This window comes from Bacillus infantis, assembly GCF_008180445.1.
In the GTDB taxonomy this organism is placed as follows: domain Bacteria; phylum Bacillota; class Bacilli; order Bacillales; family Cytobacillaceae; genus Bacillus_AB; species Bacillus_AB infantis_B.
Genome location: NZ_VTER01000019.1, coordinates 31,612 through 56,991 on the forward strand (window position 1 = coordinate 31,612; position 25,380 = coordinate 56,991).

Here is a 25,380-nt window from a genome sequence, read left to right on the forward strand (position 1 = left end):
TATGAATAAGATTACAATATACGGCCTGGGCGCGGGAGATCTTGAACAGCTGCCCTTTGGCGTCTATAAAGCCCTCCAGGCTGAGGGGAAGGTATATCTGAGGACAGAGGACCATCCGGTGATCCGGGAGCTGCAGGATGAAGGAATGGCATTTCAGTCATTTGATCATGTATATGAAAAGCACAGCCGCTTTGAAGACGTATATGAGGAGATTTGCGAAATCCTCCTGGCGAAAGCAGCAGATGGGGATGTTGTCTATGCTGTGCCGGGCCATCCGCTGGTTGCGGAGAAAACGGTTCAGATTCTGCTTGAGAAAGGCCCTGTGCTGGGAATTGATATCGTGATCGGAGGAGGGCAGAGCTTTCTGGACGCCCTGTTCCAGGCACTGAAAATAGATCCGATCGAAGGCTTTCAGCTGCTGGATGCCACTGACCTGAAGAAAGATGAAGTAATGCTTAGGCATCACATGATCATTGGGCAGGTGTATGATACCTATGTGGCGAGCAATGTGAAGCTGACGCTGATGGAAATGCTTCCGTACGATTATGAAATTTATATTGCCACGGCAGCGGGGAGCAGCAGGGAAAGCATCAGGAAGGTGCCTTTGTTTGAGCTTGACCGGGAAGCAGAAATCAATAACCTGACCTCAGTCTATGTGCCGCCGGTAAAGGATGAAACCCTCCTCTACAGGGAATTCAGCAAGTTCCGGGAAATCATCGCCGCATTGAGGGGGCCGGACGGCTGTCCGTGGGATCTCAAGCAGACCCACCAATCGCTCAGGAAATACTTGATAGAGGAAGCTTATGAGCTTATCGAAGCGATTGATAATGAAGATATCGACCATATGATCGAGGAGCTGGGAGATGTTCTCCTGCAGGTAGTGCTGCACGCGCAGATCGGGGAAGATGACGGCTATTTCTCTATCGATGATGTCATTCAGGGTGTCAGCGAAAAAATGATCCGCAGGCATCCCCATGTTTTTGGCGATGCCTCGGCGGATACAGAAGAGCAGGTGCTGAAAAATTGGCAGGAAATCAAGGCTGAAGAAAAAGGAGCTGCACCTGAGTCGCTCTTGAGCGGAATCGTCAAATCAATGCCGCAGCTGCTCCAGGCGGCGGATATCCAGAAGAAAGCAGCCGGCGCAGGCTTTGACTGGCAGGAAATCGGGCCTGCATGGGAGAAGGTTAAAGAAGAGCTGGCTGAATTTGAAGAGGAAATGAACCGGGACCCGCGGTCAGAAGAAGCAGCGAAAGAGTTCGGCGATATCCTGTTTGCACTCGTGAATATTGCGAGATTCTGCAAGATCGATCCGGAGCAGGCGGTCTTCACAACGAATCAGAAGTTCATCAGACGTTTCAAGTATATTGAAGATAAAGTCAGGGAGAGCGGCCGGGACTTCAGCGGATACAGCCTGGAAGAGCTGGACCGGTTCTGGGATGAAGCGAAACAGCAAGGACTATAAAGGGGGAGACAAGAATGAGACTGGATAAATTTTTGAAGGTATCAAGACTGATTAAAAGAAGAACGCTGGCAAAGGAGGTGGCTGACCAGGGAAGGATCCTGATCAACGGACAGCAGGGGAAGGCCAGCTCAACCGTAAAGGTCGGCGATGAGCTGACGGTCAGGCTTGGGCAGCGGATTGTAACAGCGAAGATCGAGCGCCTCCAGGAAACAAGCCGCAAGGAAGAAGCCGCTGAAATGTACACCATCCTGAAGGAAGAGCGCACCGGCCAGCAGGAAAATTAATGTTTAAGCCAGCCCCAGCGGGGAAACAGGTATTGTATAATGGCCGGGCCTGACTGAATTGTTCTAAATGGCCCCCCTCCCTCATACACATGTACAAAAGGTTGTACTATGCGATTGTGGGGGATGAGGATGAGCCAATACTATGAAACAAACACAGGCAAAAGCAATGCTCCTGATCATGATGTCATCATGAGGGGACGAAAGCTTCTGGATATTACCGGCGTCAAGCAGGTCGAAAGCTTTGATAATGAAGAATTCCTTTTGGAGACAGTCATGGGCTTCCTGGCCATCCGCGGCCAGAATCTCCAGATGAAGAATCTGGACGTGGAAAAAGGGATCGTATCCATTAAAGGGAAAGTATTTGACCTCGTATATATGGATGAACAGCAAGGGGAAAAAGCTAAAGGGTTCTTTAGCAAGATATTCCGATGACCCTTTCTGCGCAATTTCTTACCATGCTTGCCATGATTGGCATGGGAAGCGCGTTTGGCGCGTCGCTCGATACATATAACCGCTTCCTGCGCCGCGCCAAAAGAAAAAGCTGGATTGTCTTCATCAATGATTTTTTATTTTGGAGCCTGCAGGGACTTGCTGTCTTTTATGTATTGTTTGTAATCAACCAGGGCGAGCTGAGGTTCTACATCTTTATAGCCCTGTTCTGCGGGTTTGCCGCATACCAGAGTCTGCTTAAACAGGGATTCCTCCGGCTGCTTGAAACTTTGATAGGAGCGATTGCCGCGATATTCCGCTTTTTTGTCAGAATGGCACACCTTTTGGTTTATAAACCGATCCAATCGATCATCATGGGTATTATTTCCCTTATTGTGCTGCTCGGAAAAGGCATACTGGCCCTTATGAAGCTGGTAATTCGGATCATATGGACCCTTTTAAAAGTGATTTTAAGCCCTGTCAAATGGATTTGGTCACTTTTTTGGTTTATTTTGCCGAAAAAGATTAAAAATAGCGTCGAGAAGTTATATAATAAATTGGCAGGAAATTTACACACATTCAAGAATAACTTAAACAGCTTATTAACCAGATGGAAAAATAAATAAATGGGCAAGGAGGGGCTGAGAGTGAGTGCCATCAGGAAACGCAAAGTAGCAAAAATCGAGACAAACTATGCCAAACAGCAAGAGAATACAGAGATCAGCACAGCCAGGAAGAGAGTCCTGCTTATCCGCAGGCTGACTGTCTTTTTCGTTGGCGCTGCAGCCATCGCCGTATTGATGATCTCTACACTCGTCACGCAATCCTCTGCTCTTGAAGAAAAGGCCCTCGAAAAAGAGAAATTTGAAAAGAAGCTCGCCTCCCTTAAAAAGAATGAGGTACTCCTGGAAGAAGAAATCGTCAAACTGAATGATGATGAATATATAGCCAAGCTTGCAAGGAAGAACTATTTCCTTTCCGAAAAGGATGAAATCATCTTTAATCTGCCTGAGGACAAGGACGGAAAGAAGGAAAAGGAAAAAACATCCGAGTAGCTGTCTTATTGACACTCTTTTTTGAAATTCTGTATAATATAAAGTAAGTTTAATTCTTTTAATCTTTAAGGAGGCAAAATCTTTTTATGTCAATCGAAGTAGGCAGCAAGTTACAAGGAAAGGTAACCGGCATTACAAACTTCGGCGCGTTCGTAGAACTGCCGGAAGGTTCAACCGGTCTTGTCCACATTAGTGAGGTCGCAGATAACTATGTTAAGGATATTAATGATCACCTGAAGGTCGGTGACCAGGTAGAGGTTAAAGTCATTAATGTGGAGAAGGATGGAAAGATCGGCTTATCCATCAAGAAAGCAATAGACAGGCCAGAGAGACCTGCCAGACCAGAAAGAACTGACAGGCCTGAACGCCGCGATTCACGGGGCGGATATTCCGGATCCCAGCGTCCGCGCCACGGAAGATCCAATGACAGCCGTCCGCCAAGAGAGAACTTTGAGTCCAAAATGGCCAAGTTCCTGAAAGACAGTGAAGATCGATTGGCCTCGCTAAAACGCAATACTGAATCCAAACGCGGAGGAAGAGGCGCTAAACGAGGATAACTTGCTGCTGATTTTTTCTATATATTGAATGACCATGACAGGCCGAGGGGCTTGTCTTTTTTTTGCGGTTTAACAGAACGAAAAAACACCCGCTCCGAATTGAGCAGGTGTTCTTGGATGTATAGGCAGATCAGAACCATCGAGTCCTACTCTAGTTCCTCAAAAATAGAACTAAAAAGACGCCTTCATTTCTGAGGCGTCTTAAGCTTGTCGGGGCTGAACAAGCACCCTCCGCATTTCATGTATGACCCCTACGGGATTCGAACCCGTGTTACCGCCGTGAAAGGGCGGTGTCTTAACCGCTTGACCAAGGGGCCGTATTAAAGATAAGGATAGCGGCGGAGGGGATCGAACCCCCGACCTCACGGGTATGAACCGTACGCTCTAGCCAGCTGAGCTACACCGCCATAATATAAGCACAAGGAATATAATACAAAGGATTGACCGTGGTGTCAATAATATTTTAAAAGAAAAATGTCGGTTCTCCTTTTTTTCGGTTCGCCAATTTTTTTTGGCAGCCAAATCCCGCTTTCAAGGCATTCTTAACCTCTTTTTGTGTGAATATTCAAAATAAAAATTATAATACAGGGATTATCTTCCATTATATTGTTTGCTTTTTTGTTATTAGGCGGAAAGCCGTCGAAAGAAAAACATGGGCTTGTCTCCTCTTTTGACAAACTTTTATGCATAACCGATTTTATAATAATCAGCAACGATACAAATACGGGGAGTGGAATAAATGGAAAAGGCAGAACAGACAGTAATGGATCCTGCTGGAGAAGTTGATTTCAACGGATCGAAGCTCGAATTGGCAAAAGGCCTTCACAAGTTCCAGATGAAGATGGAGACCTTTTTTATCAAAAAGGGCTATATCCTTCTATTGATCGGATTTCTCCTGGGAAGGGCGCTCATCCTGGCCAAATTGACGCCTTTCAGTCTGCCATTCTTTGCGGCGGTCTATCTGATCAAAAGGGATAAAGCACCGCTGGCCCTGATTGGGCTTACTGCCGGTGCATTCACTTTATCCATGATGAATGCAGCATCAGTGTTTGGAATCTGCTTTATATTCCTCTTCGCCTTCCGGGTTTCTAAAAAGTGGCTGAAAAATGAAGTGAGGGCTCTGCCGGTCTATACATTTTTCGTATTGGCGATCGGGAAGATTGCAGAAGCTTATATTGTTTCAGGACAGCTGGCGCTTTATGATGCGATGATGGCCGGCGTGGAGGCAAGCCTCGGCTTTATCCTCACTTTGATTTTCCTGCAGAGCCTGCCATTGCTCAGCATATCAAAAAGAAGGCAGTCTCTGAAAACGGAGGAAATAGTCTGCCTGATCATCATGCTGGCCTCAGTCATGACCGGAACGATCGGCTGGTCAGTGTATGACCTGTCTGTTGAACATATACTATCCAGATATCTGGTTCTATTATTTGCATTTGTTGCAGGCGCAACGGTCGGGTCAACAGTCGGGGTGGTGACCGGGTTGATTTTCAGCCTGGCGAATGTTTCTAGTTTCTATCATATGAGCCTGCTTGCTTTCTCCGGCCTCCTGGGCGGCCTGCTGAAGGAAGGGAGAAAGCTTGGCGTGGCGTGCGGACTTCTGATTGCCACCCTATTAATCGGGATGTATGGGGAAGGAACGGGTACCTTGCTGAAAACAGTTCTGGAGACTGGTGCAGCAACGGTCTTATTTTTCCTGACCCCGCAGGCGCTGACAGGGAAGCTGGCCAGGCATATACCGGGAACCCCAGAGTATGCCGCTGAGCAGCAGCAGTATATGCGGAAAATGCGGGACGTCACAGCCCAGCGCGTTGCCCAATTCTCAACTGTATTCCAGGCTCTGTCCAAAAGTTTCTCTTCCCATGATAATCCCATTGATTGGGATGGGGAGGAAAGGGAGATGGATTATTTCCTGAGCAATGTCACGGAGAAAACATGCCAGACCTGTTTCAAGAAAGACCATTGCTGGGCAAGGAACTTTGATACAACCTATGAATATATGAAGGAAATTATGCATGAAATGGATGCCCGGCAGGGGACCGTTTCCGGAAGGCTGACAAGGGAGTGGGAAAAACATTGCACCCGCTCTAAAAAGGTATTGGAAACGATGCATCAGGAGCTGACGTTTTATCAGGCAAATCTGAAGCTCAAAAAGCAGGTTCAGGAGAGCAGAAGGCTTGTGGCAGACCAGCTGCTGGGCGTGTCAGAGGTAATGGGCGATTTTGCGAAAGAAATCCAGCGGGAGCGGGAAAATCATCATAAGCAGGAAGAGTCCATCCTCGACGCACTCCAGGGGTTTGGCATCCAGATCGAACAGGTGGAGATTTACAGCCTGGAGCAGGGGAATGTCGACATTGATATGACGATTCCTTATTGCAGGGGGCACGGCGAGTGTGAAAAACTGATAGCCCCGATGCTGTCAGATATATTGGGAGAAACCATTCTTGTCAATTCAGAAGAGTGTTCCACATTTGGAAGCGGCAGCTGCTACGTGACATTCCGCTCGGCTAAAGCCTATGCGGTAGAAACCGGGGTGGCCCATGCAGCAAAGGATGGCGGGCTGATTTCCGGTGACAGCTACTCGACCATCGAGCTTGGAGGAGGTAAATATGCCATTGCCATCAGCGACGGGATGGGGAATGGTGAAAGGGCCCATATTGAGAGCAAGGAAACCCTCCTGCTGCTTCAAAAGATCCTTCAGTCAGGGATAGAGGAGAAGGTGGCGATTAAGTCGGTCAACTCTGTACTTTCATTGAGGACGACGGACGAAATTTTCTCCACTCTCGATCTGGCCATGGTCGACCTGCAGAATGCAGCAGCCAAATTCCTCAAGATTGGGTCCACGCCCAGCTTCATTAAGAGAGGCGGCAAGGTCCTCAAAGTCCAGGCAAGCAATCTGCCGATGGGGATATTGCAGGAATTCGAGGTGGATGTGGTCAGCGAGCAGCTGAAGGCAGGCGACCTTTTGATCATGATGAGCGATGGTGTTTTTGAAGGTCCAAAGCATGTGGAGAACTATGACCTGTGGATGAAGCGGAAGATCCATGAGCTGAAAACAGAGGATCCCCAGGAAATAGCCGACCTGATCATGGAGGAGGTCATCAGGTCCCGTTCAGGACTGATCGAGGATGATATGACTGTGGTGGTATCCAAAATAAAGCATAATACGCCAAAATGGGCTTCCATCCCGGTCCAGAAGCTGCGCCAAAAAGCCAACTGATTATTTTGTCCCTCTCTTCCTGCGAACATGTATAATTCCGTCCTGTTCCGTCGAAAATGGTACCAATAAGGAACAGGAGGGGAGATTATATGAAGACCGGAACACTGAAACAGATTCTGCTTATTACTGACGGCTGCTCCAATCAGGGCGAAGATCCTGTGGCCATGTCAGCTTTGGCGAAAGAACAGGGCATTACGGTAAATGTCATTGGAGTGATGGAGAAGGATGTCATTGATGAACGGGGCATGAATGAAATTGACGGGATTGCCCTCTCCGGGGGCGGGGTAAGCCAGGTTGTATACTCGCAGGCGTTATCCCAGACGGTCCAGATGGTGACGAGGAAGGCGATGACGCAAACACTCCAGGGTGTGGTGAATAAGGAGCTTCAGCAAATTTTGGGCGGCTCCCAGACGGTTGAAGACCTTCCGCCGGAAAAAAGGGGAGAGGTCATGGAGGTTGTCGATGAGCTCGGGGAAACAGTCGAGCTTGAGGTGCTGGTCCTCGTTGACACAAGCGCGAGCATGAAGCATAAACTCCCGACGGTCAAGGAAGCCCTTCTCGATTTGTCTTTGAGCTTGAATGCCCGTTCGGGCGATAACCGTTTTGCGGTTTTTGTATTTCCCGGGAAAAAGAATGATGTCGAAAAACTGCTGGATTGGACGCCAAGGCTCGAATCACTGACAAGCATTTTTTCAAAGCTGTCAACAGGAGGCATCACCCCTACCGGACCGGCAATCCGTGAAGCTTTAAGCTATTTCAAGAAAAAACGTTCACTAAGGAGCCTGCTTTCCCGTGATGATGAACAATACATTGAAGAGTCTATGTAAGGTAAGCCCTGGGACGATTATCGAAGGGAAATGGCATTGCAACCGGTATACGATTATAAGGGAGCTTGGCTGGGGGGCGAATGGGATCGTCTATCTTGCCCAGTGCCGGAATCAGCAGGTTGCCTTAAAGATGAGTGATAATGGGATGTCCGTTACCTCTGAAGTAAATGTGCTCAAATCCTTTGCCAAGGTCCAGGGTTCTGCCCTCGGGCCTTCTTTGCTTGATGTCGATGACTGGGAGAGGAAGGATGCTAGGATTTCCTTTTATGCAATGGAATACATACACGGACCTGATCTGCTCGGGTTCATCCGGCAAAAAGGTCCTTCCTGGACAGAAGTGCTGCTTTCCCAGCTGCTCAGCGATCTGGAGAAGCTTCATCAGAGCGGCTGGGTGTTCGGCGATCTGAAGCCGGAAAACCTGATTGTGACTTCCCCTCCTCCAAGGATACGCTGCATCGATGTGGGCGGTACAACCATCAAAGGGAGGGCAATCAAGGAATTTACCGAGTTTTACGACCGCGGATATTGGGGGCTTGGTACAAGGAAGGCTGATCCGCAGTATGACTTATTCGCTGCTGCAATGGTGCTGATTAATCTATATTATCCTAAGCGGTTCAATAAGACGGCAGGTGGCATCGGCCAGCTCAGGGAGATGATCAGACAGAACAAAGAGCTGATGAAATATGAGCTTATGCTCATGAAGGCACTGGAGGGCAGGTATGCATCTGCTGCTGAAATGAGGAGAGAGCTTCTTGCCTTGCCTGCAGCGGGGCAGCCTGAAAGCCGCACGGCCAGGCGGAGTGCAGCCCAGAACCAGGCCGCCGGCCCTGGGCCCGCCCCTTCAAGGACCAGGCAGGGAGCCAAGGATCAGAAGAAGAAAGGCGGATTCCTGGAAACGGTGCTCATTGTCTTTGTCATTTCAGTCCTTTATTTTGTTTATATTTATGGGCAGCTGGTCTAAAGAAAAATGATGAAACTTTTCGCTTGTGAACACGTACATAATGGAGCAGGCAGAAGCCCCCTGGATGGGATATGCATTCCATCAGGGTTATGCTTTGGAGATTGCAGGCAAAGATGCTATTCTTAATATAGTAGTTTCCTTCAATAAGGTTATTCACCCATCACCAGGGGTATAAGGGACTATAGATTTTTCAGGTAAGGAAGAATTTATTATGCTTGATGCAAAAGCCGAAGCTTTCCTTCGGCATCATGGTGTGCGGCTTGAAGGCAAAAAGGTGCTTGCAGGCGTGTCCGGAGGCCCCGATTCCCTGGCTCTGCTCCACTTGCTGTGGAAACAGCGGGAGGCGTGGGGAATTGAACTGGCGGCGGTTCATTTCGACCATATGTTCAGGGGGGAGGAATCCTATCAGGAAGCCCGGTTTGTCCAATCCTTTTGTGAAGAGCGGAACATTCCGTTTGAGATGAGGAGGGAGGATGTATCGGCTTATATGAAGGAATCCGGTAAAAGCTCCCAGACGGCGGCGCGCGAATGCCGGTACCGCTTTTTTGAAGAGGCCATGAAGCTATCAGGGGCATCATACCTGGCACTCGGCCATCATGGGGATGATCAGATGGAAACCATCCTGATGCGGCTCACAAGAGGCAGCACAGGGGAAGCAAGATCAGGGATCCCTTTCTCCCGTCCGTTTGGCGGCGGGGAGATCATCCGTCCTTTCCTGTGCCTTGAGCGCGGAGAGATTGAAGAGTATTGTTTAAGCAATGAGCTGGACCCCCGAAGAGATCCGAGCAATGAAAAGGATGTTTACAGCCGGAACCGTTTCAGGAGAAACGTCCTGCCATTCCTGAAGTCGGAAAACCCGCAGGCCCATGTTCATTTTCAGCGCTTCAGCGAAGAGCTGCGCGGCGATGAACAGCTCCTTCAGGAATTAACGGCCCGGGAAATGAATACAGTAATGAAGAAGAAGGAAGATGCCGAAATCACGATTGATGCAGAACGCTTCATGCTAATGCCAATGCCTTTACAAAGGAGAGGTATTCAACTAATATTAAACTATCTCTATCAAGAGAGGCCTGCGTCATTATCCGCCTTACATATTGAGAAGATATTTTCAATATTGAGCAATCCTCATCCTTCCGGTTCACTTGATTTCCCAAACGGACTAAAAATTGTACGATCATACGGCCTTTGCCATTTCAGGTACAGCCAATCTGAGGTGCAAGCCTATCGTTTTGAGATAAATCAGCCCGGGAAAATCCAGCTCCCGAGCGCCGGTGCCATACTGGCAGGAGAGAGCGGACAGAATAGAGGAGCGGCAGATCTGAATTGTTTTGAAGTCAGCAGGGATAATGTGCATTTTCCGCTCATTGTCCGCACCCGCGAAACCGGGGACAGAATGACGATAAAAGGAATGAACGGTACGAAAAAAGTGAAATCTATTTTTATCGACAGGAAAATCCCTTTGCATGAACGGAGCAGCTGGCCCATCGTGACTGACAGCAGCGGCGAAATCCTTTGGATTCCCGGCTTGAGCAAATCCGCTTATGAGCTGCCTGCAGGCCCTGGCACCAGGAATATTTTTTTAACATATATAAAGCATTGATCTTCTAGGGGGCACACTATTCATGAAAAACGATATCGAAAAAGTACTAATTTCCGAAGAGGAACTCCAGGCAAAGACTAAAGAGCTTGCCCAGCAGCTGACTGAGGAATATATGGACCGCTATCCTTTGGCAATCGGCGTGCTGAAAGGGGCAATGCCTTTCATGGGAGACCTTTTGAAGCGCATTGACACGTATCTTGAAATGGACTTCATGGATGTTTCCAGCTACGGCAATTCAACAGTTTCTTCCGGAGAAGTCAAAATCCTGAAAGACCTGGATACTTCAGTTGAAGGCAGGGACATCCTGATCATTGAAGACATCATCGACAGCGGCCTGACACTGAGCTATCTGGTAGAGTTGTTCCGCTACAGGAAAGCAAAAAGCATCAAGATTGTCACGCTTCTGGACAAACCGACCGGCAGAAAGGCAGACATCAAAGCCGATTATGTAGGGTTCATCGTTCCGGATGAATTCGTGGTTGGCTATGGCCTTGACTATGCGGAAAGATACCGCAACCTTCCATATATAGGGGTTTTGAAGCCTGAAGTATACACAAACAACGATTAAGCAATCCTATATGTGAGAGGTTTATGACAAGCCTTGCTAAAAGCATGGACCAGCCCGGTTTTCAAAAGTGTAATTTCTTGAATTGGCATGATTTACTATGATACTATACAATATAGTTTGTTTACCGTGGGAGGAGGTAAGGGATGAATCGGATCTTCCGGAATACCATCTTTTATTTATTAATCTTTTTGGTCATTATAGGTGTTGTCAGCTTCTTTAACGGCAACAATGAGCCGACAGACCATATATCTTATGACGAATTCGTCGGTTACCTGGACAGCGGCGAGGTAACAGAGCTTTCGATGCAGCCTGAGCGCGGGGTATTTGAGGTGCGGGGCAAGCTTGAAGGCTATGATGAAGATAAATTCTTTATCACATATGTATGGAACAGCGACAATCTGCTGGACCGCATAGATGAGGCGGCAGCCAATGCGAAGGTGGATGTACAGCCTGCCAAGGAAACCAGCGGCTGGGTAACATTCTTCACTAGCATCATTCCGTTCATCATCATTTTCATCCTGTTCTTCTTCCTGCTTAATCAAGCACAGGGCGGCGGCAGCCGGGTCATGAACTTCGGCAAGAGCAAAGCCAAGCTTTACAGTGAAGAGAAAAAGAAAGTCCGCTTCAAGGATGTTGCTGGTGCGGATGAAGAAAAGCAAGAGCTTGTAGAAGTCGTCGAGTTCCTGAAGGATCCACGCAAATTCGCGGATCTTGGGGCCCGAATTCCTAAAGGGGTGCTTCTGGTCGGACCTCCGGGTACCGGTAAAACCCTGCTGGCGCGTGCTGTTGCCGGTGAAGCAGGCGTACCGTTCTTCTCGATCAGCGGTTCCGATTTCGTTGAAATGTTTGTTGGTGTCGGTGCATCCCGTGTGCGTGACCTGTTTGAGAACGCAAAGAAAAATGCACCGTGTATTATATTCATTGATGAGATTGATGCAGTTGGACGCCAGCGCGGCGCCGGACTTGGCGGAGGCCATGATGAGCGCGAGCAGACGCTGAACCAATTGCTGGTTGAAATGGATGGATTCGGGGCTAACGAAGGAATCATCATCGTAGCCGCAACGAACCGTCCGGATATTCTTGACCCGGCCCTTCTGCGTCCGGGACGATTTGACCGCCAGATCACTGTTGACCGTCCGGACGTCAATGGACGTGAAGCAGTACTGAAGGTGCATGCCCGCAATAAGCCGCTTGATGAGTCTGTAAATCTGAAGGCTATTGCAGCAAGGACGCCAGGATTCTCAGGCGCCGACCTTGAAAACTTATTGAATGAGGCTGCCCTTGTCGCGGCACGCCATAATAAGAAAAAAGTCGATATGACCGATATTGATGAGGCAACGGACAGAGTTATAGCCGGACCTGCCAAGAAAAGCCGCGTCATTTCCAAGAAAGAAAGAAATATCGTGGCATTCCATGAAGCCGGACATACTGTGATCGGTGTCATGCTGGATGAGGCTGAAATGGTCCATAAGGTAACCATCGTTCCACGCGGCCAGGCTGGCGGATATGCCGTCATGCTGCCGAAGGAAGACCGATACTTCATGACGAAGCCGGAACTTCTGGATAAGATCGTCGGCCTCCTGGGCGGACGTGTTGCCGAAGAGATCGTCTTTGGCGAAGTCAGCACAGGCGCGCACAATGACTTCCAGCGCGCAACCGGCATTGCCAGGAGAATGGTGACTGAATTCGGCATGAGCGATAAGCTCGGACCGCTTCAATTCGGCCAGTCCCAAGGCCAAGTGTTCCTTGGCAGGGATTTCAACAACGAGCAGAACTACTCTGATGCGATTGCTTACGAAATCGACCTGGAAATCCAGCGCATCATTAAAGAGAGTTATGAAAAAGCAAGAAAAGTCCTTACAGAAAACCGCGATAAGCTTGACTTGATCGCCAACACACTTCTGGAAGTTGAAACTCTTGATGCTGAACAGATCAAGAGCCTTGTGGACACAGGCAAGCTGCCTGACCGCAAAGTGATCGACGCAAGCACAGATGATGTGAAGGTCAATATCAACATCAAGAAAGATGAAGATGCTGTGAAGGAAATCCATCCGGCAGATTCAAACGATCCGGTTGCACCGAAGGATGATGCCGGCCCAACCGGCAGCGCTGACGAAAAGCGCGACCTATAATCGATAAAGAAGCTGACTCAGGAGAGCCATAATTTGGCCGCCTGAGTCAGCTTTTTGCTTTTTGGGAAACAATAAGGGTATCTTTAAATGGGCACAGGCTCAGCAGCAGCTTCTGTTTTCGGGCAGGCAGGATCTCGTGGCGGGCAAGGACAGGGTGCAGGTCTTTTTCTATTACGATTCGGCAGGAGTTGTGATATGATGTTGGCAGTGTGTTTGTGTTAGAAAAAATATAAAAGTGGTGAGAATGTTGATCTTTGTATTTGACGTGGGAAATACAAATATTGTGCTTGGTGTATATGATGGCGAAGAGCTGAAGCACCATTGGAGAATAGAGACGAACCGGAATAAAACAGAAGATGAATATGGGATGATCGTGAAATCTCTTTTTGAGCATGTGAATCTCTCATTTTCTAACATAGATGGCATCATTATTTCTTCGGTTGTGCCGCCGATCATGTTTGCGCTTGAAAGAATGTGCCAGAAGTACTTTCATCATAAGCCGCTTGTCGTTGGCCCCGGAATTAAGACCGGTCTTAATATCAAGTATGAAAATCCGCGCGAGGTGGGCGCTGACAGGATCGTCAATGCCGTTGCAGCCATCCATGAGTATGGCGGGCCTCTTATCATCGTCGATTTTGGGACTGCGACAACGTACTGCTATATTAATGCTGATAAGCAGTATATGGGCGGAGCAATTGCACCAGGCGTCAATATTTCGACTGAGGCATTATATTCAAAGGCAGCCAAGCTCCCGAGAATTGAAATTGCCCGTCCTGAACATATTGTCGGCAAAAATACGGTAGCCGCCATGCAGTCCGGCATTGTGTACGGATATGTTGGACAGGTAGAGGGCATCGTGAAGAGGATGAAGGACCAGAGTGATGAAAATCCACTGGTCATTGCCACCGGCGGGCTTGCCAATCTGATTGCCCAGGAATCAAATATGATCGACATTGTCGACCCTTTTTTAACATTAAAGGGGTTACAGTTAATTTATAAACGAAATAGGGAAAGTATAAAGAAATAGGAAATACAGCTTTGAAAGGGGTACAAGATGGAAGATTATTTGATTAAGGCGCTTGCCTTTAATGGACAGGTGCGTGCGTACGCTGCCCGCAGCACAGATACGGTGGGAGAGTCGCAAAGAAGGCATTACACGTGGCCGACGGCTTCTGCTGCTCTTGGCAGGGCAATGACTGCAGGTGTGATGATGGGGGCGATGCTGAAAGGCGAGGAAAAGCTGACCATCAAAATTGAAGGCGGCGGCCCGATTGGCCCGATCCTTGTTGACAGCAATTCTAAGGGAGAGGTCCGCGGCTATGTCACACATCCGCAGACCCATTTCGACTTGAATGAGCAGGGGAAGCTGGATGTCCGCAGGGCAGTCGGTACTGATGGCATGCTGACCGTCGTCAAGGACATCGGGATGAGAGAGCATTTCACAGGACAGGTGCCAATCGTTTCAGGTGAGCTTGGAGAAGATTTCACTTATTATTTTGCTATGTCAGAGCAGCTTCCTTCCTCTGTCGGAGTCGGCGTTCTTGTAAATCCGGACAATACGATTCTTGCTTCCGGCGGATTCATCCTGCAGCTCCTTCCAGGAACAGATGAAGAGACAATCACAAGAATTGAGAACAGGCTGAAGGAAATTCCTCCTGTGTCCAAGCTGATTGAAAAAGGCCTTACACCGGAAGAGCTCTTGAATGAGATTCTTGGAGAGGAAAATGTCAAGATTCTGGAAAAAATGCCGGTATCCTTTGAATGCACCTGCTCCAAGGAGCGGTTTGCAACGAGCATCATCAGCCTGGGCAGGGATGAAATCCAGGATATGATCGATACAGACGGCGAAGCAGAAGCCCAATGCCATTTCTGCAACGAAAAATACCATTACTCAAAAGAAGAGCTTGAGGCACTAAAAAGCGAAGCGGTATAAAGCTGTTTTCTGGGGGAGGAAACTGTGAAAAAAAAGCATCTTTGGCTGATTATTGCCAGCCTGTTCGTTTTGAACATCATTTTTATCTTATTATTGACTATCAGGCCAGCTGTGCTGTTTGCCGGCAGCAGGGAAACAGTGGCGGAGGTCGGAAAAGATAAAATTACGAGAGAAGAATGGCTGAACGAAATGGAGCAGCGCTATGGCAAGGAAGTGCTGAATGATCTGATTGACCAGAAAGTGATCGGAGCCATGGCGGAGAAATACGATGTTGAGGTATCAAAGGATGCGGTCGAAAGGGAGCTCACGCTGGTCAAAACCATGTACCAGGGCAACCGGCTGCAGCAGCTTGATGAAAGCAAATGGAAGGAGCAGATTAAATACAGCCTGCTCCTGGAGGAACTGCTGACAAGGGATGTTGTGGTGACTGAAGAGGAAATGAAGGACTATTATGATCAAAATAAGAGTCTTTTCCAGGTTCCGGATTCCTATCATATTTCCCAGATTGTCGTTAAAACAAAAAAGGAAGCTGAACAGACCATAAAAGAGCTTGAAAATGGCTCCAGCTTCCCGGTACTGGCCATGGAGAGGTCGATTGATGAATTCACCGCGAACCAGGGCGGGGAAACTGGCTTCATCAGCGAAGAGGATGAGCGCTTTTCACAGGATTTCATTGATGAAGCGGCAAAGCTGAAAGAAGGGGAATGGAGTGAACCGGTTGAAGTGGAGGACGGTTATGCAGTAATCCTGCTGCATGAGCATCTGGAAGGCCGTAATTATGCTTTCAAGGACGTGAAAAACCAGATCCGCCGGCAGGTCGCTCTCGAGCAGATGGACACCCCTGCTTCGGCCAAACCTTTCTGGAATGAAATCAAAGTCGACTCTTTCTATGATAAACAGGAAGAAAAGCAATAGGATGAAAACGGACAGGCTGCCTGTCCGTTTTTGTTTATCCTCATCATAAAGGCAGGCATGAGGGTATATAATACTACATAGTGAATTCGAAGGCTTCTCTATTAAAAGAAAATTCTAAAAAATAGGGTCGATTTGACTGCATATTGTTTGACAATTCTCTGTTGCGCTGTTAAGTTTTTTATAAAACCAATAAAAATACTCGGATTAGGGAGCGGATGCAAATGGTGCGTGTAGCAAACTCAATTACAGAATTGGTCGGGCAGACTCCGATCGTCAAATTGAATCGCCTGACAGATGAAAATAGTGCAGACGTTTACTTGAAGCTGGAATATATGAATCCAGGCAGCAGCGTAAAGGACAGGATTGCGCTTGCCATGATCGAAGCCGCAGAACAGGACGGGAACCTGAAAGCCGGTGATACGCTCATCGAGCCTACATCCGGGAACACAGGGATCGGGCTGGCAATGGTCGCAGCAGCGAAAGGCTATAAAGCCATCCTCGTCATGCCTGAAACGATGAGCATGGAGCGCCGCAACCTTCTTCGCGCTTATGGAGCAGAGCTTGTGCTCACCCCGGGGCCTGAGGGAATGGGAGGAGCGATCCGCAAGGCTGAAGAGCTGGCGAAGGAGCATGGCTATTTCATGCCTCAGCAATTCAAGAACGAAGCCAATCCAGAGGTCCACAGAAGGACAACAGGAAAGGAAATCGCTGAACAGATGGATCAGGTCGACGCTTTCATCTCAGGAATCGGTACAGGCGGAACGATCACGGGTGCCGGAGAGGTGCTTAAGGAGAAGTTTGGCTCTGTCAAAATTTACGCCGTAGAACCTGCTGATTCACCGGTCCTTTCCGGCGGCAAGCCTGGGCCCCACAAAATCCAGGGCATCGGCGCCGGATTTGTGCCGGATATCCTGGATACGGAAGTGTATGATGAGGTCATAAAAGTGTCGAATGATGATGCCTTTGACTATGCCCGCCGTGCGGCAAAAGAAGAGGGTATCCTGGGCGGAATCTCATCAGGTGCAGCCATCTATGCGGCCCTCAAAGTTGCCAAAGAGCTCGGAAAAGGCAAGAAAGTCCTTGCCATCATCCCGAGCAATGGGGAGCGCTATTTGAGCACACCGCTGTACCAGTTTGAAGAATAGAAGATACAAAGAGCAGCAGCCGTCCGGCTGCTGTTTTTTTCTGCTTTTACAGAGAGCAGAGGACCTGTCCTGGCGGCTCCAAATCATGTATGATGAAAAGTAGTTATTGGGATGGGAGTGTTCAGTTTGGAGAAGCTGTCAATCTACAGCAGGAGAACTGCTTATACATATACCGAGTTTTATCAGCATTACCGGCATTTATCTGCAGGCAAAGAAAATCATGTCCTCCTGGAGAGCGGACGTGGCGGAAGGTACAGCATGGCAGCCTTTGATCCGGAAGTGATCCTGACTGGCAGGGGCATGCAGCTTAAGGCTGTAACCCAATCAGGCACAGAGCTGATGGAAGGCAATCCGCTTCATTGCCTGAAGGAATATATGGGCCGCTATGAAGCTGACAGGCTGGAAGAGATGCCTGATTTCCAGGGAGGGGCTATCGGATATATCAGCTATGATTATGCAAGATATGTTGAAAAGCTCCCGGTCTGGTCAGAAGACGACCTTGAACTTCCTGATGTCCATTTTTTTCTGTTCAGGGAATGGTTTGTCTTTGATCATGAAGAGGAGGAGCTGTGGCTTCTATTTTTATATGATGATTCTTCAGCTGACACCGGCCTTATTGAAAAAAGGGCGGATGAATGGGCGAGCCGCTGGACAGGACCTGTCCCTGCCCCTCATGTTCCGGAAAAGGCAAAGGTTGGAGAAGATCTTGAGGTATCAATGAAAGAAGAAGAATTCAAGGAAGCGGTTAGCAGGATTCAGGATTACATTTCCAAGGGGGATGTCTTCCAGGTTAATCTGTCGGTTAGGCAGACAAGACCGATCGGCGTCGAAGCGATTGATGTGTACGATCAGCTCCGCCAGCTCAACCCGTCGCCTTATATGGCGTATATCCATACACCTGATTACCAGATTGTCAGCGGTTCGCCTGAGCTGCTGGTCAAGAAGAAAGGGCAGGAGATCAGCACGCGGCCGATAGCGGGCACAAGATCAAGGGGAGCCGATGAAGCGGAGGACCTTAGGCTTGCCGAGGAACTGATCCAGAACGAAAAGGAGCGGGCAGAGCACGTCATGCTGGTAGACCTGGAGCGGAATGACCTTGGCCGTGTTGCCGAATACGGATCAGTGGAAGTGAATGAATTCATGGTGATTGAAAAGTATTCCCATGTGATGCATATCGTCTCCAATGTCAGGGGGAATCTTGCACAAGGCAAATCTCCCTATGATGTCATAGATGCTGTTTTCCCCGGCGGGACGATTACCGGGGCGCCAAAGATCAGGACGATGGAGATCATTGAAGAGCTGGAGCCTGTCAGAAGGGGATTGTATACAGGATCAATCGGATGGATCGGATTCAACGGGGATTTGGAGCTGAATATCGTCATCCGCACGATGCTCGTAAAAGACGGCAAGGCCCATGTGCAGGCAGGAGCCGGCATTGTCATCGACTCCAATCCGAAGCATGAATATAAAGAATCACTCAAAAAAGCGCTGGCCCTCTGGAAGGCGAAGGAGCTGGCCGAGAATGGCGGGGAGCATCTGATATGATCTATATGATTGATAACTTTGATTCGTTTACCTATAATCTCGTTCAATATTTGGGAGAGCTGGGAGAAGAGCTGGTTGTAAAAAGGAATGATGAGGCGGCACTTGAGGATATCACAGCAGCCCGTCCTTCTTTTCTGATGATCTCCCCTGGTCCCTGCAGCCCGAATGAAGCAGGAATCAGCCTGGAAGCCATCTCCCATTTTGCAGGGAAGATCCCGATTTTCGGCGTCTGCCTCGGTCACCAGTCCCTTGCCCAGTCATTCGGCGGTGATGTTGTGCAGGCAGAAAGGCTGATGCATGGGAAAACCTCAGAAATCTACCATGACGGCAAAACCATTTTTGCCGGTTTGCCGAATCCTTTTCCGGCAACCAGATATCACTCTTTGATCGTCAAAAAAGAAACCCTGCCAGACTGCTTTGAAATTTCTGCATGGACAGAGGAAGGCGAAATCATGGCCATCCGCCATAAAACCTTGAGTGCAGAAGGTGTCCAGTTCCATCCCGAATCCATCATGACACAGTCGGGGAAAGTACTATTAAGCAACTTCATCGCCCATTATAAAAAGGCTAAGATGGTTGGGGCTTAAGTATGTATATTTTAATGAACGGCCGGCTTGTTTCCGCTGAAGAAGCGGTGATTTCGCCTTTTGACCATGGCTTTCTCTACGGTATGGGGCTTTTCGAAACATTCAGGGTATATGATGGCCATCCGTTTCTGCTGGATGATCATCTGGACAGGCTTAATCGGGGGCTCGGCACCCTCCATATCGAGGCTGCTTTTTCAAGAGAGGAACTAGCGGGGAAAATCAGCATGCTGCTGGAACGGAATGGCTGCACAAATGCCAATGTAAGGCTGAATGTATCTGCGGGTATTGAAGAGCTTGGCCTTCCCCCTGATGTTTACAGCAGCCCCCAGACGATCCTTTTTGCACGGCCGCTGCCGCCAGCGGGGAAAATGGCGGAAAAAGAGCTGGTGCTCCTCAAAATGAGGCGCAATACGCCGGAGGGGGATGAACGGCTGAAGTCCCACCACTATATGAACAACATCCTTGCCAAAAGAGAGCTTGGGAATGCACCTGGACAGGAAGGGATCTTTCTGACAAAGGAAGGGTTTCTGGCTGAAGGGGTTGTCTCCAATCTTTTCTGGACGAAAGGGGATATCTTATATACCCCATCCCTGGAAACGGGCATTCTGAATGGCATCACCAGGCAATTTGTGCTGCTGCTTGCCGAAAAAAACGGCCTTCAGGTGCAGGAAGGCTTTTATCAGGCAGAGGAACTGATGCGTGCGGACGAAGTGTTTGTTACCAACTCCATTCAGGAGATTGCACCTGCCGCAAGCTTTGCCGGTGTTTCTTTTCCAGGGGGCGCCGGCTGGCTTGCCGGAATGCTGCATAAAGAGTACAGGAAATACAGCAGTCATCTATGGGGACGAGAAGGACTTCTAATGGAGGGACAGAGATGAACAGAAAAATCATAAATTGCGGGCCATATGAGCTGGATTATGGCAAAAAAACATTAGTGATGGGGATCTTGAACGCGACCCCCGACTCTTTTTCTGACGGAGGAAAATACTTTGATGCTGACAAGGCGGCGAAGCATGCCTTGGAGATGGCTGCTAACGGAGCTGATATTATTGATATTGGCGGGGAATCAACAAGGCCGGGCTTTGACGAGGTTTCTGCCGAAGAAGAGCTTGAGCGGGTGATTCCGGTGATCAGGGCTGTGGCGGAGGAAGTGCCTCTGCCAATCTCGATCGATACCTATAAAGCGGGTGTGGCAGAAGAAGCCATCAATGCGGGCGCCCACATCATCAACGATGTGTGGGGAGCGAAGAAGGATCCTAAGATGGCGGAAACGGCAGCAAAACTCGGGGTTCCGATCGTCCTGATGCACAACCGGGAAAACAGGGATTATTCCGCCTTTGTCCGCGACGTGCTCAATGATCTGTATGAAAGCATCCAGATTGCCAGGAATGCCGGCGTCAAAGAGGAAAACATCATTCTTGACCCGGGAATCGGGTTTGCGAAGAACCTGCCCTACAATCTTGAGATGATGAGGAATCTTGATACAATCACCAGTCTCGGTTATCCGGTGCTTCTTGGTACCTCAAGAAAATCTTTTATCGGCACCATCCTTGACCTCCCTGTGGAGGAAAGGGTGGAAGGAACAGGGGCCACTGTCTGCTATGGCATCCAAAAAGGCTGCCAGATCATCAGGATCCATGATGTAAAGGAGATGAGCCGCCTGGCGAAAATGATGGATGCCCTGATGGGGAAGGGGGAGCTGCATGGATAAAATATATTTAAATAATATGAAATTCTATGGCTATCATGGTGTTTTTGCTGAAGAAACAAAGCTTGGGCAGCGTTTTGCTGTTGATGTAATTGTAGAGACAGATTTAGAGAAGGCGGGTAAAAGCGATAATCTTGAGGATTCCATCAATTATGGAGAGATCTATCAGGTCTGCAAAGAGGTTGTTGAGGGAAAGCCATTTAAACTCGTAGAAGCGCTGGCCGAAAAAATAGCTGCTGAAATGCTGGGGCATTTTCCTTCAATCAGATTAGTGACCGTCAAAGTCATCAAGCCGGATCCTCCGATCCCTGGACACTATGACTCTGTAGCAGTTGAAATCACAAGGGGACGATAAGCGTGGAAAATAGGGCATTTATCGCACTGGGCTCCAATATGGGGGATAGAGCAGCAAATCTCAAGGAAGCCATCCAGATGCTTTCAGAGCATCCCGGCATAGATTTGGCAAGTTACTCTTCCATTTATGAAACAGATCCGGTCGGGTACGAGGACCAGGGCGAATTCTTAAATATGGTCATAGCTGCAGATACAGACAGATCGCCGCATGAATTGCTGGAAGTATGCATGTCCATCGAGCAGAGAATTGGGAGAAAAAGGGATATCCGGTGGGGTCCGCGCACTATAGACCTTGACATTCTGCTGTATAATCACGAAAATATGATAACAGAGGACCTTATCATTCCTCATCCCCGAATGAAGGAACGGGCTTTTGTCATTGTGCCTCTTGCTGAAATCGGGGAGAGAACGGACGTTCCGGGAATGGACACGCCTCTTGAAGCATTGCTGGAGGAAATACCTGATAGAGAAGGAGTGCGAATATGGAAGCAGAAAAATGGGGAAGACGTATTCGGGCTTTTCGAAAATTAAAAGGTTTTACACAGGAAAGCTTTGCGAAGGAGCTGGGTGTCTCAGTCTCTGTACTTGGCGAAATTGAAAGGGGCAATCGTATGCCCGCTGATGATTTCATCGTCCAGGTAGCGCATGTATTGAAAATCAGCATAGAAGAATTAACTCCAACACAGGAGATCGATTAATAGAGATTGAAACAAACAGGAGGTACCGACATGCTTAAGATTGGCAACATTGAGATGAAGAATCCTGTTGTCCTGGCGCCGATGGCCGGAATCTGCAACTCAGCCTTCCGCCTGACCGTTAAAGAATTCGGGGCAGGCCTCGTCTGTGCCGAAATGATCAGCGATAAAGGAATCGTCATGAAAAATGAAAAGACGATGAACATGCTGTATATAGATGAGCGGGAAAAGCCTTTGAGCCTGCAGATCTTTGGCGGTGAGAAAGATACACTGGTTGAAGCCGCCAAGTTTGTAGATGAAAATACAAACGCTGATATCATTGATATCAATATGGGATGTCCGGTCCCGAAGATCACCAAATGTGATGCCGGCGCCAAGTGGCTGCTGGATCCCGATAAAATTTATGAAATGGTTTCGGCTGTAACAGCGGCTGTTTCAAAGCCTGTAACCGTCAAGATGCGGATGGGCTGGGATGAAGACCATATATACGCAGTCCGAAATGCGCAGGCTGTCGAACGTGCCGGAGGAAAGGCAGTTGCCCTTCATGGCCGGACGCGTGTACAAATGTACGAAGGCCAGGCAAATTGGGATATTATTAAAGAAGTGAAGCAGAACATCTCCATACCGCTGATAGGAAACGGCGATGTCCAGACTCCGCAGGACGCGAAAAGAATGCTGGAGGAAACAGGGGTGGACGGCGTAATGATCGGACGCGCTGCACTCGGGAATCCGTGGATGATCTACCGCACCGTTAAGTATCTCGAAACGGGGCAGCTGATGGATGAACCATCTGTGCGTGAAAAGATAGATGTATGCATTCTTCACCTTGACCGCCTGATTGCCCTGAAGAGCGAGTATATCGCTGTGCGCGAAATGAGAAAGCATGCCGCCTGGTATCTAAAGGGGATAAGAGGAAACGGCAAGGCCCGCAATGCCGTCAATGAATGCAATACAAGAGAAGAGCTTGTAACTCTCCTTAATGCGCTTGCTCTTGATGCGGAAGCCAAGGAAATCCAGGCAGGCTAAGATGCTATCATTTCCTTCTCTATCTGAAACACTTTTGTTATAATTAGAAACTGCCAGTGGTTTGCTGGCAGTTTTTCGCTATTTCTGCATTTATGATGTCTGTTTCACGTCAATTGTGTAAAATAATAGAAGTATACAAAACAAACCTGATGTTCCTGAATGAGGGTTTACATAAAAAGACCAGTATTGGAGATGATTTCCGTGAGCGAAAGCCGTGAAGAGTTGAATGACTTAATGAGAGTCCGCAGGGAAAAAATGAACAGCCTGCGGGAAAAAGGAATGGATCCATTCGGTAAGAGATTCGAGCGTTCCCACCAGTCCCAGGATTTGATTGATGAGTATGGCGAACAGGAGAAAGAAGCAATTGAAGAACAAAATGTTTCTGTCACTCTTGCCGGCCGGATCATGACAAAGCGCGGAAAAGGAAAAGCGGGCTTTGCACACATCCAGGACCTTAAGGGCCAGATCCAGATCTATGTAAGACAGGATGCTGTAGGGGAAGAAAGCTATGAAATCTTCAACAGTGCCGATCTTGGCGACCTTGTCGGCGTAACAGGCACACTGTTCAAGACAAAGGTTGGCGAACTTTCCATCAAGGTGGAAGCATTCGAGCTTCTGACTAAGTCATTGCGCCCGCTTCCTGAGAAATTCCATGGCTTAAAGGATGTTGAGCAAAGATACCGCCAGCGCTACCTGGATCTGATCATGAGCCAGGAAAGCAAAAAGACGTTCATTACAAGAAGCCGCATCATCCAATCAATGCGCCGCTATCTGGACAGCCACGGCTATCTTGAAGTGGAAACGCCAATGATGCACTCAATCGCAGGAGGAGCATCTGCACGTCCGTTCATTACCCATCACAATGCTCTTGATATGGAACTGTATATGCGTATCGCAATCGAGCTGCACTTAAAGCGCCTGATCGTGGGCGGGCTGGAGAAAGTGTATGAAATCGGCCGCGTATTCCGTAATGAAGGTGTTTCTACAAGGCATAACCCAGAGTTTACAATGATCGAGCTTTATGAAGCTTATGCAGATTACCGCGATATCATGAGCCTGACCGAAAACCTGGTTGCGCATATAGCTGAAGAAGTCCTTGGAACTACGACTGTCCAATACGGTGACTATGAAGTGAATTTAAAGCCGGAATGGACAAGGCTCCATATGGTTGATGCAATCAAGGAGCACACAGGTGTAGACTTCTGGAAACAGATGAGCAAGGAAGAGGCCCAGGCCCTTGCAAAGGAACATAATGTAGAAATCAAAGAAACAATGGAATATGGCCATATCGTCAATGAATTCTTTGAACAGAAAGTAGAAGAAAAGCTGATTCAGCCTACATTCATCTACGGACATCCTGTTGAGATCTCCCCTCTTGCGAAAAAGAACGAAGAGGATCCGAGATTCACTGACCGCTTTGAATTATTCATTGTTGCCCGTGAGCATGCTAATGCCTTCACGGAGCTGAATGATCCTATCGACCAGCGCGAACGCTTTGAAGCACAGCTGAAAGAGCGCGAGCAAGGAAATGATGAAGCGCATATGATGGATGATGACTTCATTGAAGCCCTTGAATACGGCATGCCGCCGACAGGAGGACTGGGAATCGGGATTGACCGCCTTGTCATGCTCCTGACAAATTCCCCTTCCATCAGGGACGTACTGCTGTTCCCGCTTATGCGCCACCGTTAATAGAAGAAACTTTTTTGCTGCTGGAGGCAGACCCGGTCAACCGGGCCCGCCCCCAGCTTTTTTAATATAGAAGGAGATGGTTTGTTTGAAGAGGAGGAGTGGGCTATTAAGAGAGGAAGATCAGCTCATGGCCTGCATAAATCCAAGCTAAGCAAAAGCGGAAAAATAAGAATAGTTTTTCTTTAATAACGGTGTATATTTTTATTGAAAATGTATTGCGCCCCTTTCATATAGGTGGTATATTAATATCTGTTGCTGCAAGATAGCAAGCAAGCGAGCAAAAAGAAACAAAAAAACTATTGACTCACTAACTTGGTTATGATAAGATAGTTAAGTCGCCTAATGAGCGGCAAACAAAAAGAGATTGTTCTTTGAAAACTGAACGAACAAAAACGTCAACGTTAATCTTATTTTTTTATCAGAGCTAAATCTTACTCTTATATGGAGAGTTTGATCCTGGCTCAGGACGAACGCTGGCGGCGTGCCTAATACATGCAAGTCGAGCGGACGGATGGGAGCTTGCTCCCTGAAGTCAGCGGCGGACGGGTGAGTAACACGTGGGCAACCTGCCTGTAAGACTGGGATAACTTCGGGAAACCGGAGCTAATACCGGATAATGCATTTCCCCTCATGGGGATATGCTGAAAGATGGTTTCGGCTATCACTTACAGATGGGCCCGCGGCGCAT

The 25,380-nt window shown here is 48.3% G+C and carries 25 protein-coding genes, 2 tRNA genes and 1 rRNA gene; 26 read left to right on the top strand and 2 right to left on the bottom strand.

The annotated features are described in order from the left end of the window. The first annotated feature begins 1 nt into the window (after window position 1). The 6 genes from yabN to FZD51_RS24325 all read left to right on the top strand — a co-directional run bounded on the left by yabN (window position 2) and on the right by FZD51_RS24325 (window position 3,787). Window positions 2-1,462 carry a bifunctional methyltransferase/pyrophosphohydrolase YabN gene (gene yabN / locus FZD51_RS24300; protein ID WP_148977040.1) on the top strand — a complete coding sequence of 487 codons (1,461 nt, stop codon included), beginning with the start codon at window positions 2-4 and terminating at the stop codon, window positions 1,460-1,462. A gap of 14 nt (window positions 1,463-1,476) precedes the next feature. Then, on the top strand, window positions 1,477-1,746 hold the full coding sequence (locus FZD51_RS24305) for an RNA-binding S4 domain-containing protein (RefSeq protein WP_009796160.1): 270 nt from the start codon (window positions 1,477-1,479) through the stop codon (window positions 1,744-1,746). Between the two features lie 129 nt (window positions 1,747-1,875). After that, complete coding sequence (gene yabP / locus FZD51_RS24310; protein WP_148977041.1) at window positions 1,876-2,178, top strand: sporulation protein YabP; 303 nt, start codon at window positions 1,876-1,878, stop codon at window positions 2,176-2,178. After that, window positions 2,175-2,801 carry a spore cortex biosynthesis protein YabQ gene (gene yabQ / locus FZD51_RS24315; RefSeq protein WP_148977042.1) on the top strand — a complete coding sequence of 209 codons (627 nt, stop codon included), beginning with the start codon at window positions 2,175-2,177 and terminating at the stop codon, window positions 2,799-2,801. Before yabP ends, yabQ begins: the two co-directional genes overlap by 4 nt. 21 nt (window positions 2,802-2,822) lie before the next feature. Continuing rightward, window positions 2,823-3,230, top strand: coding sequence for an FtsB family cell division protein (locus FZD51_RS24320; RefSeq protein ID WP_148977043.1), 408 nt, complete (start codon window positions 2,823-2,825; stop codon window positions 3,228-3,230). A gap of 86 nt (window positions 3,231-3,316) precedes the next feature. Next, a complete protein-coding gene (locus FZD51_RS24325; RefSeq protein WP_009796156.1) occupies window positions 3,317-3,787 on the top strand; it encodes a S1 domain-containing RNA-binding protein in 471 nt (156 codons plus the stop codon). A 245-nt stretch (window positions 3,788-4,032) separates the two neighbouring features. Here FZD51_RS24325 and FZD51_RS24330 read toward each other — a convergent pair. Then, a tRNA-Glu gene (locus tag FZD51_RS24330) sits at window positions 4,033-4,104 on the bottom strand. Between the two features lie 16 nt (window positions 4,105-4,120). Further along, window positions 4,121-4,194, bottom strand: a tRNA-Met gene (locus tag FZD51_RS24335). Window positions 4,195-4,526: 332 nt separating this feature from the next. Between FZD51_RS24335 and spoIIE the strand changes: the two genes are divergently transcribed. The 20 genes from spoIIE to FZD51_RS24435 all read left to right on the top strand — a co-directional run. Next, window positions 4,527-7,004, top strand: a complete 2,478-nt coding sequence (spoIIE, locus tag FZD51_RS24340; RefSeq protein ID WP_148977044.1) for a stage II sporulation protein E — start codon at window positions 4,527-4,529, stop codon at window positions 7,002-7,004. 89 nt (window positions 7,005-7,093) lie between these two features. Beyond that, a complete protein-coding gene (locus FZD51_RS24345) occupies window positions 7,094-7,831 on the top strand; it encodes a vWA domain-containing protein (RefSeq protein ID WP_009796154.1) in 738 nt (245 codons plus the stop codon). Beyond that, window positions 7,800-8,792: a serine/threonine protein kinase gene (locus tag FZD51_RS24350; RefSeq protein WP_148977045.1), complete on the top strand. Its 993-nt coding sequence runs from the start codon at window positions 7,800-7,802 to the stop codon at window positions 8,790-8,792. Before FZD51_RS24345 ends, FZD51_RS24350 begins: the two co-directional genes overlap by 32 nt. Window positions 8,793-9,003: 211 nt before the next feature. Beyond that, window positions 9,004-10,392, top strand: coding sequence for a tRNA lysidine(34) synthetase TilS (gene tilS / locus FZD51_RS24355; protein WP_148977046.1), 1,389 nt, complete (start codon window positions 9,004-9,006; stop codon window positions 10,390-10,392). Between the two features lie 22 nt (window positions 10,393-10,414). After that, entirely contained in the window at window positions 10,415-10,960 is a 546-nt protein-coding gene (hpt, locus tag FZD51_RS24360; RefSeq protein ID WP_009796150.1) for a hypoxanthine phosphoribosyltransferase, read from the top strand. 143 nt (window positions 10,961-11,103) lie between these two features. Continuing rightward, entirely contained in the window at window positions 11,104-13,092 is a 1,989-nt protein-coding gene (gene ftsH, locus FZD51_RS24365; protein ID WP_148977047.1) for an ATP-dependent zinc metalloprotease FtsH, read from the top strand. Between the two features lie 247 nt (window positions 13,093-13,339). Next, entirely contained in the window at window positions 13,340-14,119 is a 780-nt protein-coding gene (locus FZD51_RS24370; RefSeq protein ID WP_165352714.1) for a type III pantothenate kinase, read from the top strand. Between the two features lie 27 nt (window positions 14,120-14,146). After that, the gene (gene hslO / locus FZD51_RS24375) at window positions 14,147-15,025 is read left to right on the top strand and encodes an Hsp33 family molecular chaperone HslO (protein WP_148977048.1); all 879 of its coding nucleotides are present in this window, start codon (window positions 14,147-14,149) and stop codon (window positions 15,023-15,025) included. Between the two features lie 24 nt (window positions 15,026-15,049). Continuing rightward, the gene (locus FZD51_RS24380; protein ID WP_148977049.1) at window positions 15,050-15,940 is read left to right on the top strand and encodes a peptidyl-prolyl cis-trans isomerase; all 891 of its coding nucleotides are present in this window, start codon (window positions 15,050-15,052) and stop codon (window positions 15,938-15,940) included. A gap of 221 nt (window positions 15,941-16,161) precedes the next feature. Beyond that, a complete protein-coding gene (gene cysK, locus FZD51_RS24385; protein WP_148977050.1) occupies window positions 16,162-17,085 on the top strand; it encodes a cysteine synthase A in 924 nt (307 codons plus the stop codon). A 126-nt stretch (window positions 17,086-17,211) separates the two neighbouring features. Then, entirely contained in the window at window positions 17,212-18,630 is a 1,419-nt protein-coding gene (gene pabB, locus FZD51_RS24390; protein ID WP_148977051.1) for an aminodeoxychorismate synthase, component I, read from the top strand. Next, on the top strand, window positions 18,627-19,217 hold the full coding sequence (pabA, locus tag FZD51_RS24395) for an aminodeoxychorismate/anthranilate synthase component II (protein ID WP_148977052.1): 591 nt from the start codon (window positions 18,627-18,629) through the stop codon (window positions 19,215-19,217). The genes pabB and pabA overlap by 4 nt, the downstream gene beginning before the upstream one ends. Before the next feature lie 2 nt (window positions 19,218-19,219). Next, window positions 19,220-20,095 carry an aminodeoxychorismate lyase gene (pabC, locus tag FZD51_RS24400; RefSeq protein ID WP_148977053.1) on the top strand — a complete coding sequence of 292 codons (876 nt, stop codon included), beginning with the start codon at window positions 19,220-19,222 and terminating at the stop codon, window positions 20,093-20,095. Then, entirely contained in the window at window positions 20,092-20,928 is an 837-nt protein-coding gene (folP, locus tag FZD51_RS24405; RefSeq protein WP_148977054.1) for a dihydropteroate synthase, read from the top strand. Before pabC ends, folP begins: the two co-directional genes overlap by 4 nt. Continuing rightward, on the top strand, window positions 20,921-21,280 hold the full coding sequence (folB, locus tag FZD51_RS24410; protein ID WP_148977055.1) for a dihydroneopterin aldolase: 360 nt from the start codon (window positions 20,921-20,923) through the stop codon (window positions 21,278-21,280). The genes folP and folB overlap by 8 nt, the downstream gene beginning before the upstream one ends. Window positions 21,281-21,282: 2 nt before the next feature. Then, the gene (gene folK, locus FZD51_RS24415) at window positions 21,283-21,810 is read left to right on the top strand and encodes a 2-amino-4-hydroxy-6-hydroxymethyldihydropteridine diphosphokinase (RefSeq protein ID WP_148977056.1); all 528 of its coding nucleotides are present in this window, start codon (window positions 21,283-21,285) and stop codon (window positions 21,808-21,810) included. Beyond that, window positions 21,762-21,977 (top strand): helix-turn-helix domain-containing protein, encoded by a 216-nt coding sequence (locus FZD51_RS24420; RefSeq protein WP_009796137.1) that lies wholly within the window; start codon window positions 21,762-21,764, stop codon window positions 21,975-21,977. Before folK ends, FZD51_RS24420 begins: the two co-directional genes overlap by 49 nt. A 30-nt stretch (window positions 21,978-22,007) precedes the next feature. Beyond that, complete coding sequence (gene dusB, locus FZD51_RS24425) at window positions 22,008-23,000, top strand: tRNA dihydrouridine synthase DusB (RefSeq protein ID WP_148977057.1); 993 nt, start codon at window positions 22,008-22,010, stop codon at window positions 22,998-23,000. Window positions 23,001-23,192: 192 nt separating this feature from the next. Next, a complete protein-coding gene (gene lysS, locus FZD51_RS24430) occupies window positions 23,193-24,692 on the top strand; it encodes a lysine--tRNA ligase (RefSeq protein WP_148977059.1) in 1,500 nt (499 codons plus the stop codon). Between the two features lie 438 nt (window positions 24,693-25,130). Further along, window positions 25,131-25,380: ribosomal RNA gene (locus FZD51_RS24435) — 16S ribosomal RNA — on the top strand; the annotation flags it as partial.

Excerpts from the sequence above, each read along its gene's own strand:
- yabN (WP_148977040.1), top strand. The coding sequence starts at position 2 with ATGAATAAGATTACAATATACGGCCTGGGCGCGGGAGATCTTGAACAG.
- FZD51_RS24305 (WP_009796160.1), top strand. The coding sequence starts at position 1,477 with ATGAGACTGGATAAATTTTTGAAGGTATCAAGACTGATTAAAAGAAGA.
- yabP (WP_148977041.1), top strand. The coding sequence starts at position 1,876 with ATGAGCCAATACTATGAAACAAACACAGGCAAAAGCAATGCTCCTGAT.
- yabQ (WP_148977042.1), top strand. The coding sequence starts at position 2,175 with ATGACCCTTTCTGCGCAATTTCTTACCATGCTTGCCATGATTGGCATG.
- FZD51_RS24325 (WP_009796156.1), top strand. The coding sequence starts at position 3,317 with ATGTCAATCGAAGTAGGCAGCAAGTTACAAGGAAAGGTAACCGGCATT.
- spoIIE (WP_148977044.1), top strand. The coding sequence starts at position 4,527 with ATGGAAAAGGCAGAACAGACAGTAATGGATCCTGCTGGAGAAGTTGAT.
- FZD51_RS24345 (WP_009796154.1), top strand. The coding sequence starts at position 7,094 with ATGAAGACCGGAACACTGAAACAGATTCTGCTTATTACTGACGGCTGC.
- FZD51_RS24350 (WP_148977045.1), top strand. The coding sequence starts at position 7,800 with ATGATGAACAATACATTGAAGAGTCTATGTAAGGTAAGCCCTGGGACG.
- tilS (WP_148977046.1), top strand. The coding sequence starts at position 9,004 with ATGCTTGATGCAAAAGCCGAAGCTTTCCTTCGGCATCATGGTGTGCGG.
- hpt (WP_009796150.1), top strand. The coding sequence starts at position 10,415 with ATGAAAAACGATATCGAAAAAGTACTAATTTCCGAAGAGGAACTCCAG.
- ftsH (WP_148977047.1), top strand. The coding sequence starts at position 11,104 with ATGAATCGGATCTTCCGGAATACCATCTTTTATTTATTAATCTTTTTG.
- hslO (WP_148977048.1), top strand. The coding sequence starts at position 14,147 with ATGGAAGATTATTTGATTAAGGCGCTTGCCTTTAATGGACAGGTGCGT.
- cysK (WP_148977050.1), top strand. The coding sequence starts at position 16,162 with ATGGTGCGTGTAGCAAACTCAATTACAGAATTGGTCGGGCAGACTCCG.
- pabA (WP_148977052.1), top strand. The coding sequence starts at position 18,627 with ATGATCTATATGATTGATAACTTTGATTCGTTTACCTATAATCTCGTT.
- pabC (WP_148977053.1), top strand. The coding sequence starts at position 19,220 with ATGTATATTTTAATGAACGGCCGGCTTGTTTCCGCTGAAGAAGCGGTG.
- folP (WP_148977054.1), top strand. The coding sequence starts at position 20,092 with ATGAACAGAAAAATCATAAATTGCGGGCCATATGAGCTGGATTATGGC.
- folB (WP_148977055.1), top strand. The coding sequence starts at position 20,921 with ATGGATAAAATATATTTAAATAATATGAAATTCTATGGCTATCATGGT.
- FZD51_RS24420 (WP_009796137.1), top strand. The coding sequence starts at position 21,762 with ATGGAAGCAGAAAAATGGGGAAGACGTATTCGGGCTTTTCGAAAATTA.
- dusB (WP_148977057.1), top strand. The coding sequence starts at position 22,008 with ATGCTTAAGATTGGCAACATTGAGATGAAGAATCCTGTTGTCCTGGCG.
- lysS (WP_148977059.1), top strand. The coding sequence starts at position 23,193 with ATGATTTCCGTGAGCGAAAGCCGTGAAGAGTTGAATGACTTAATGAGA.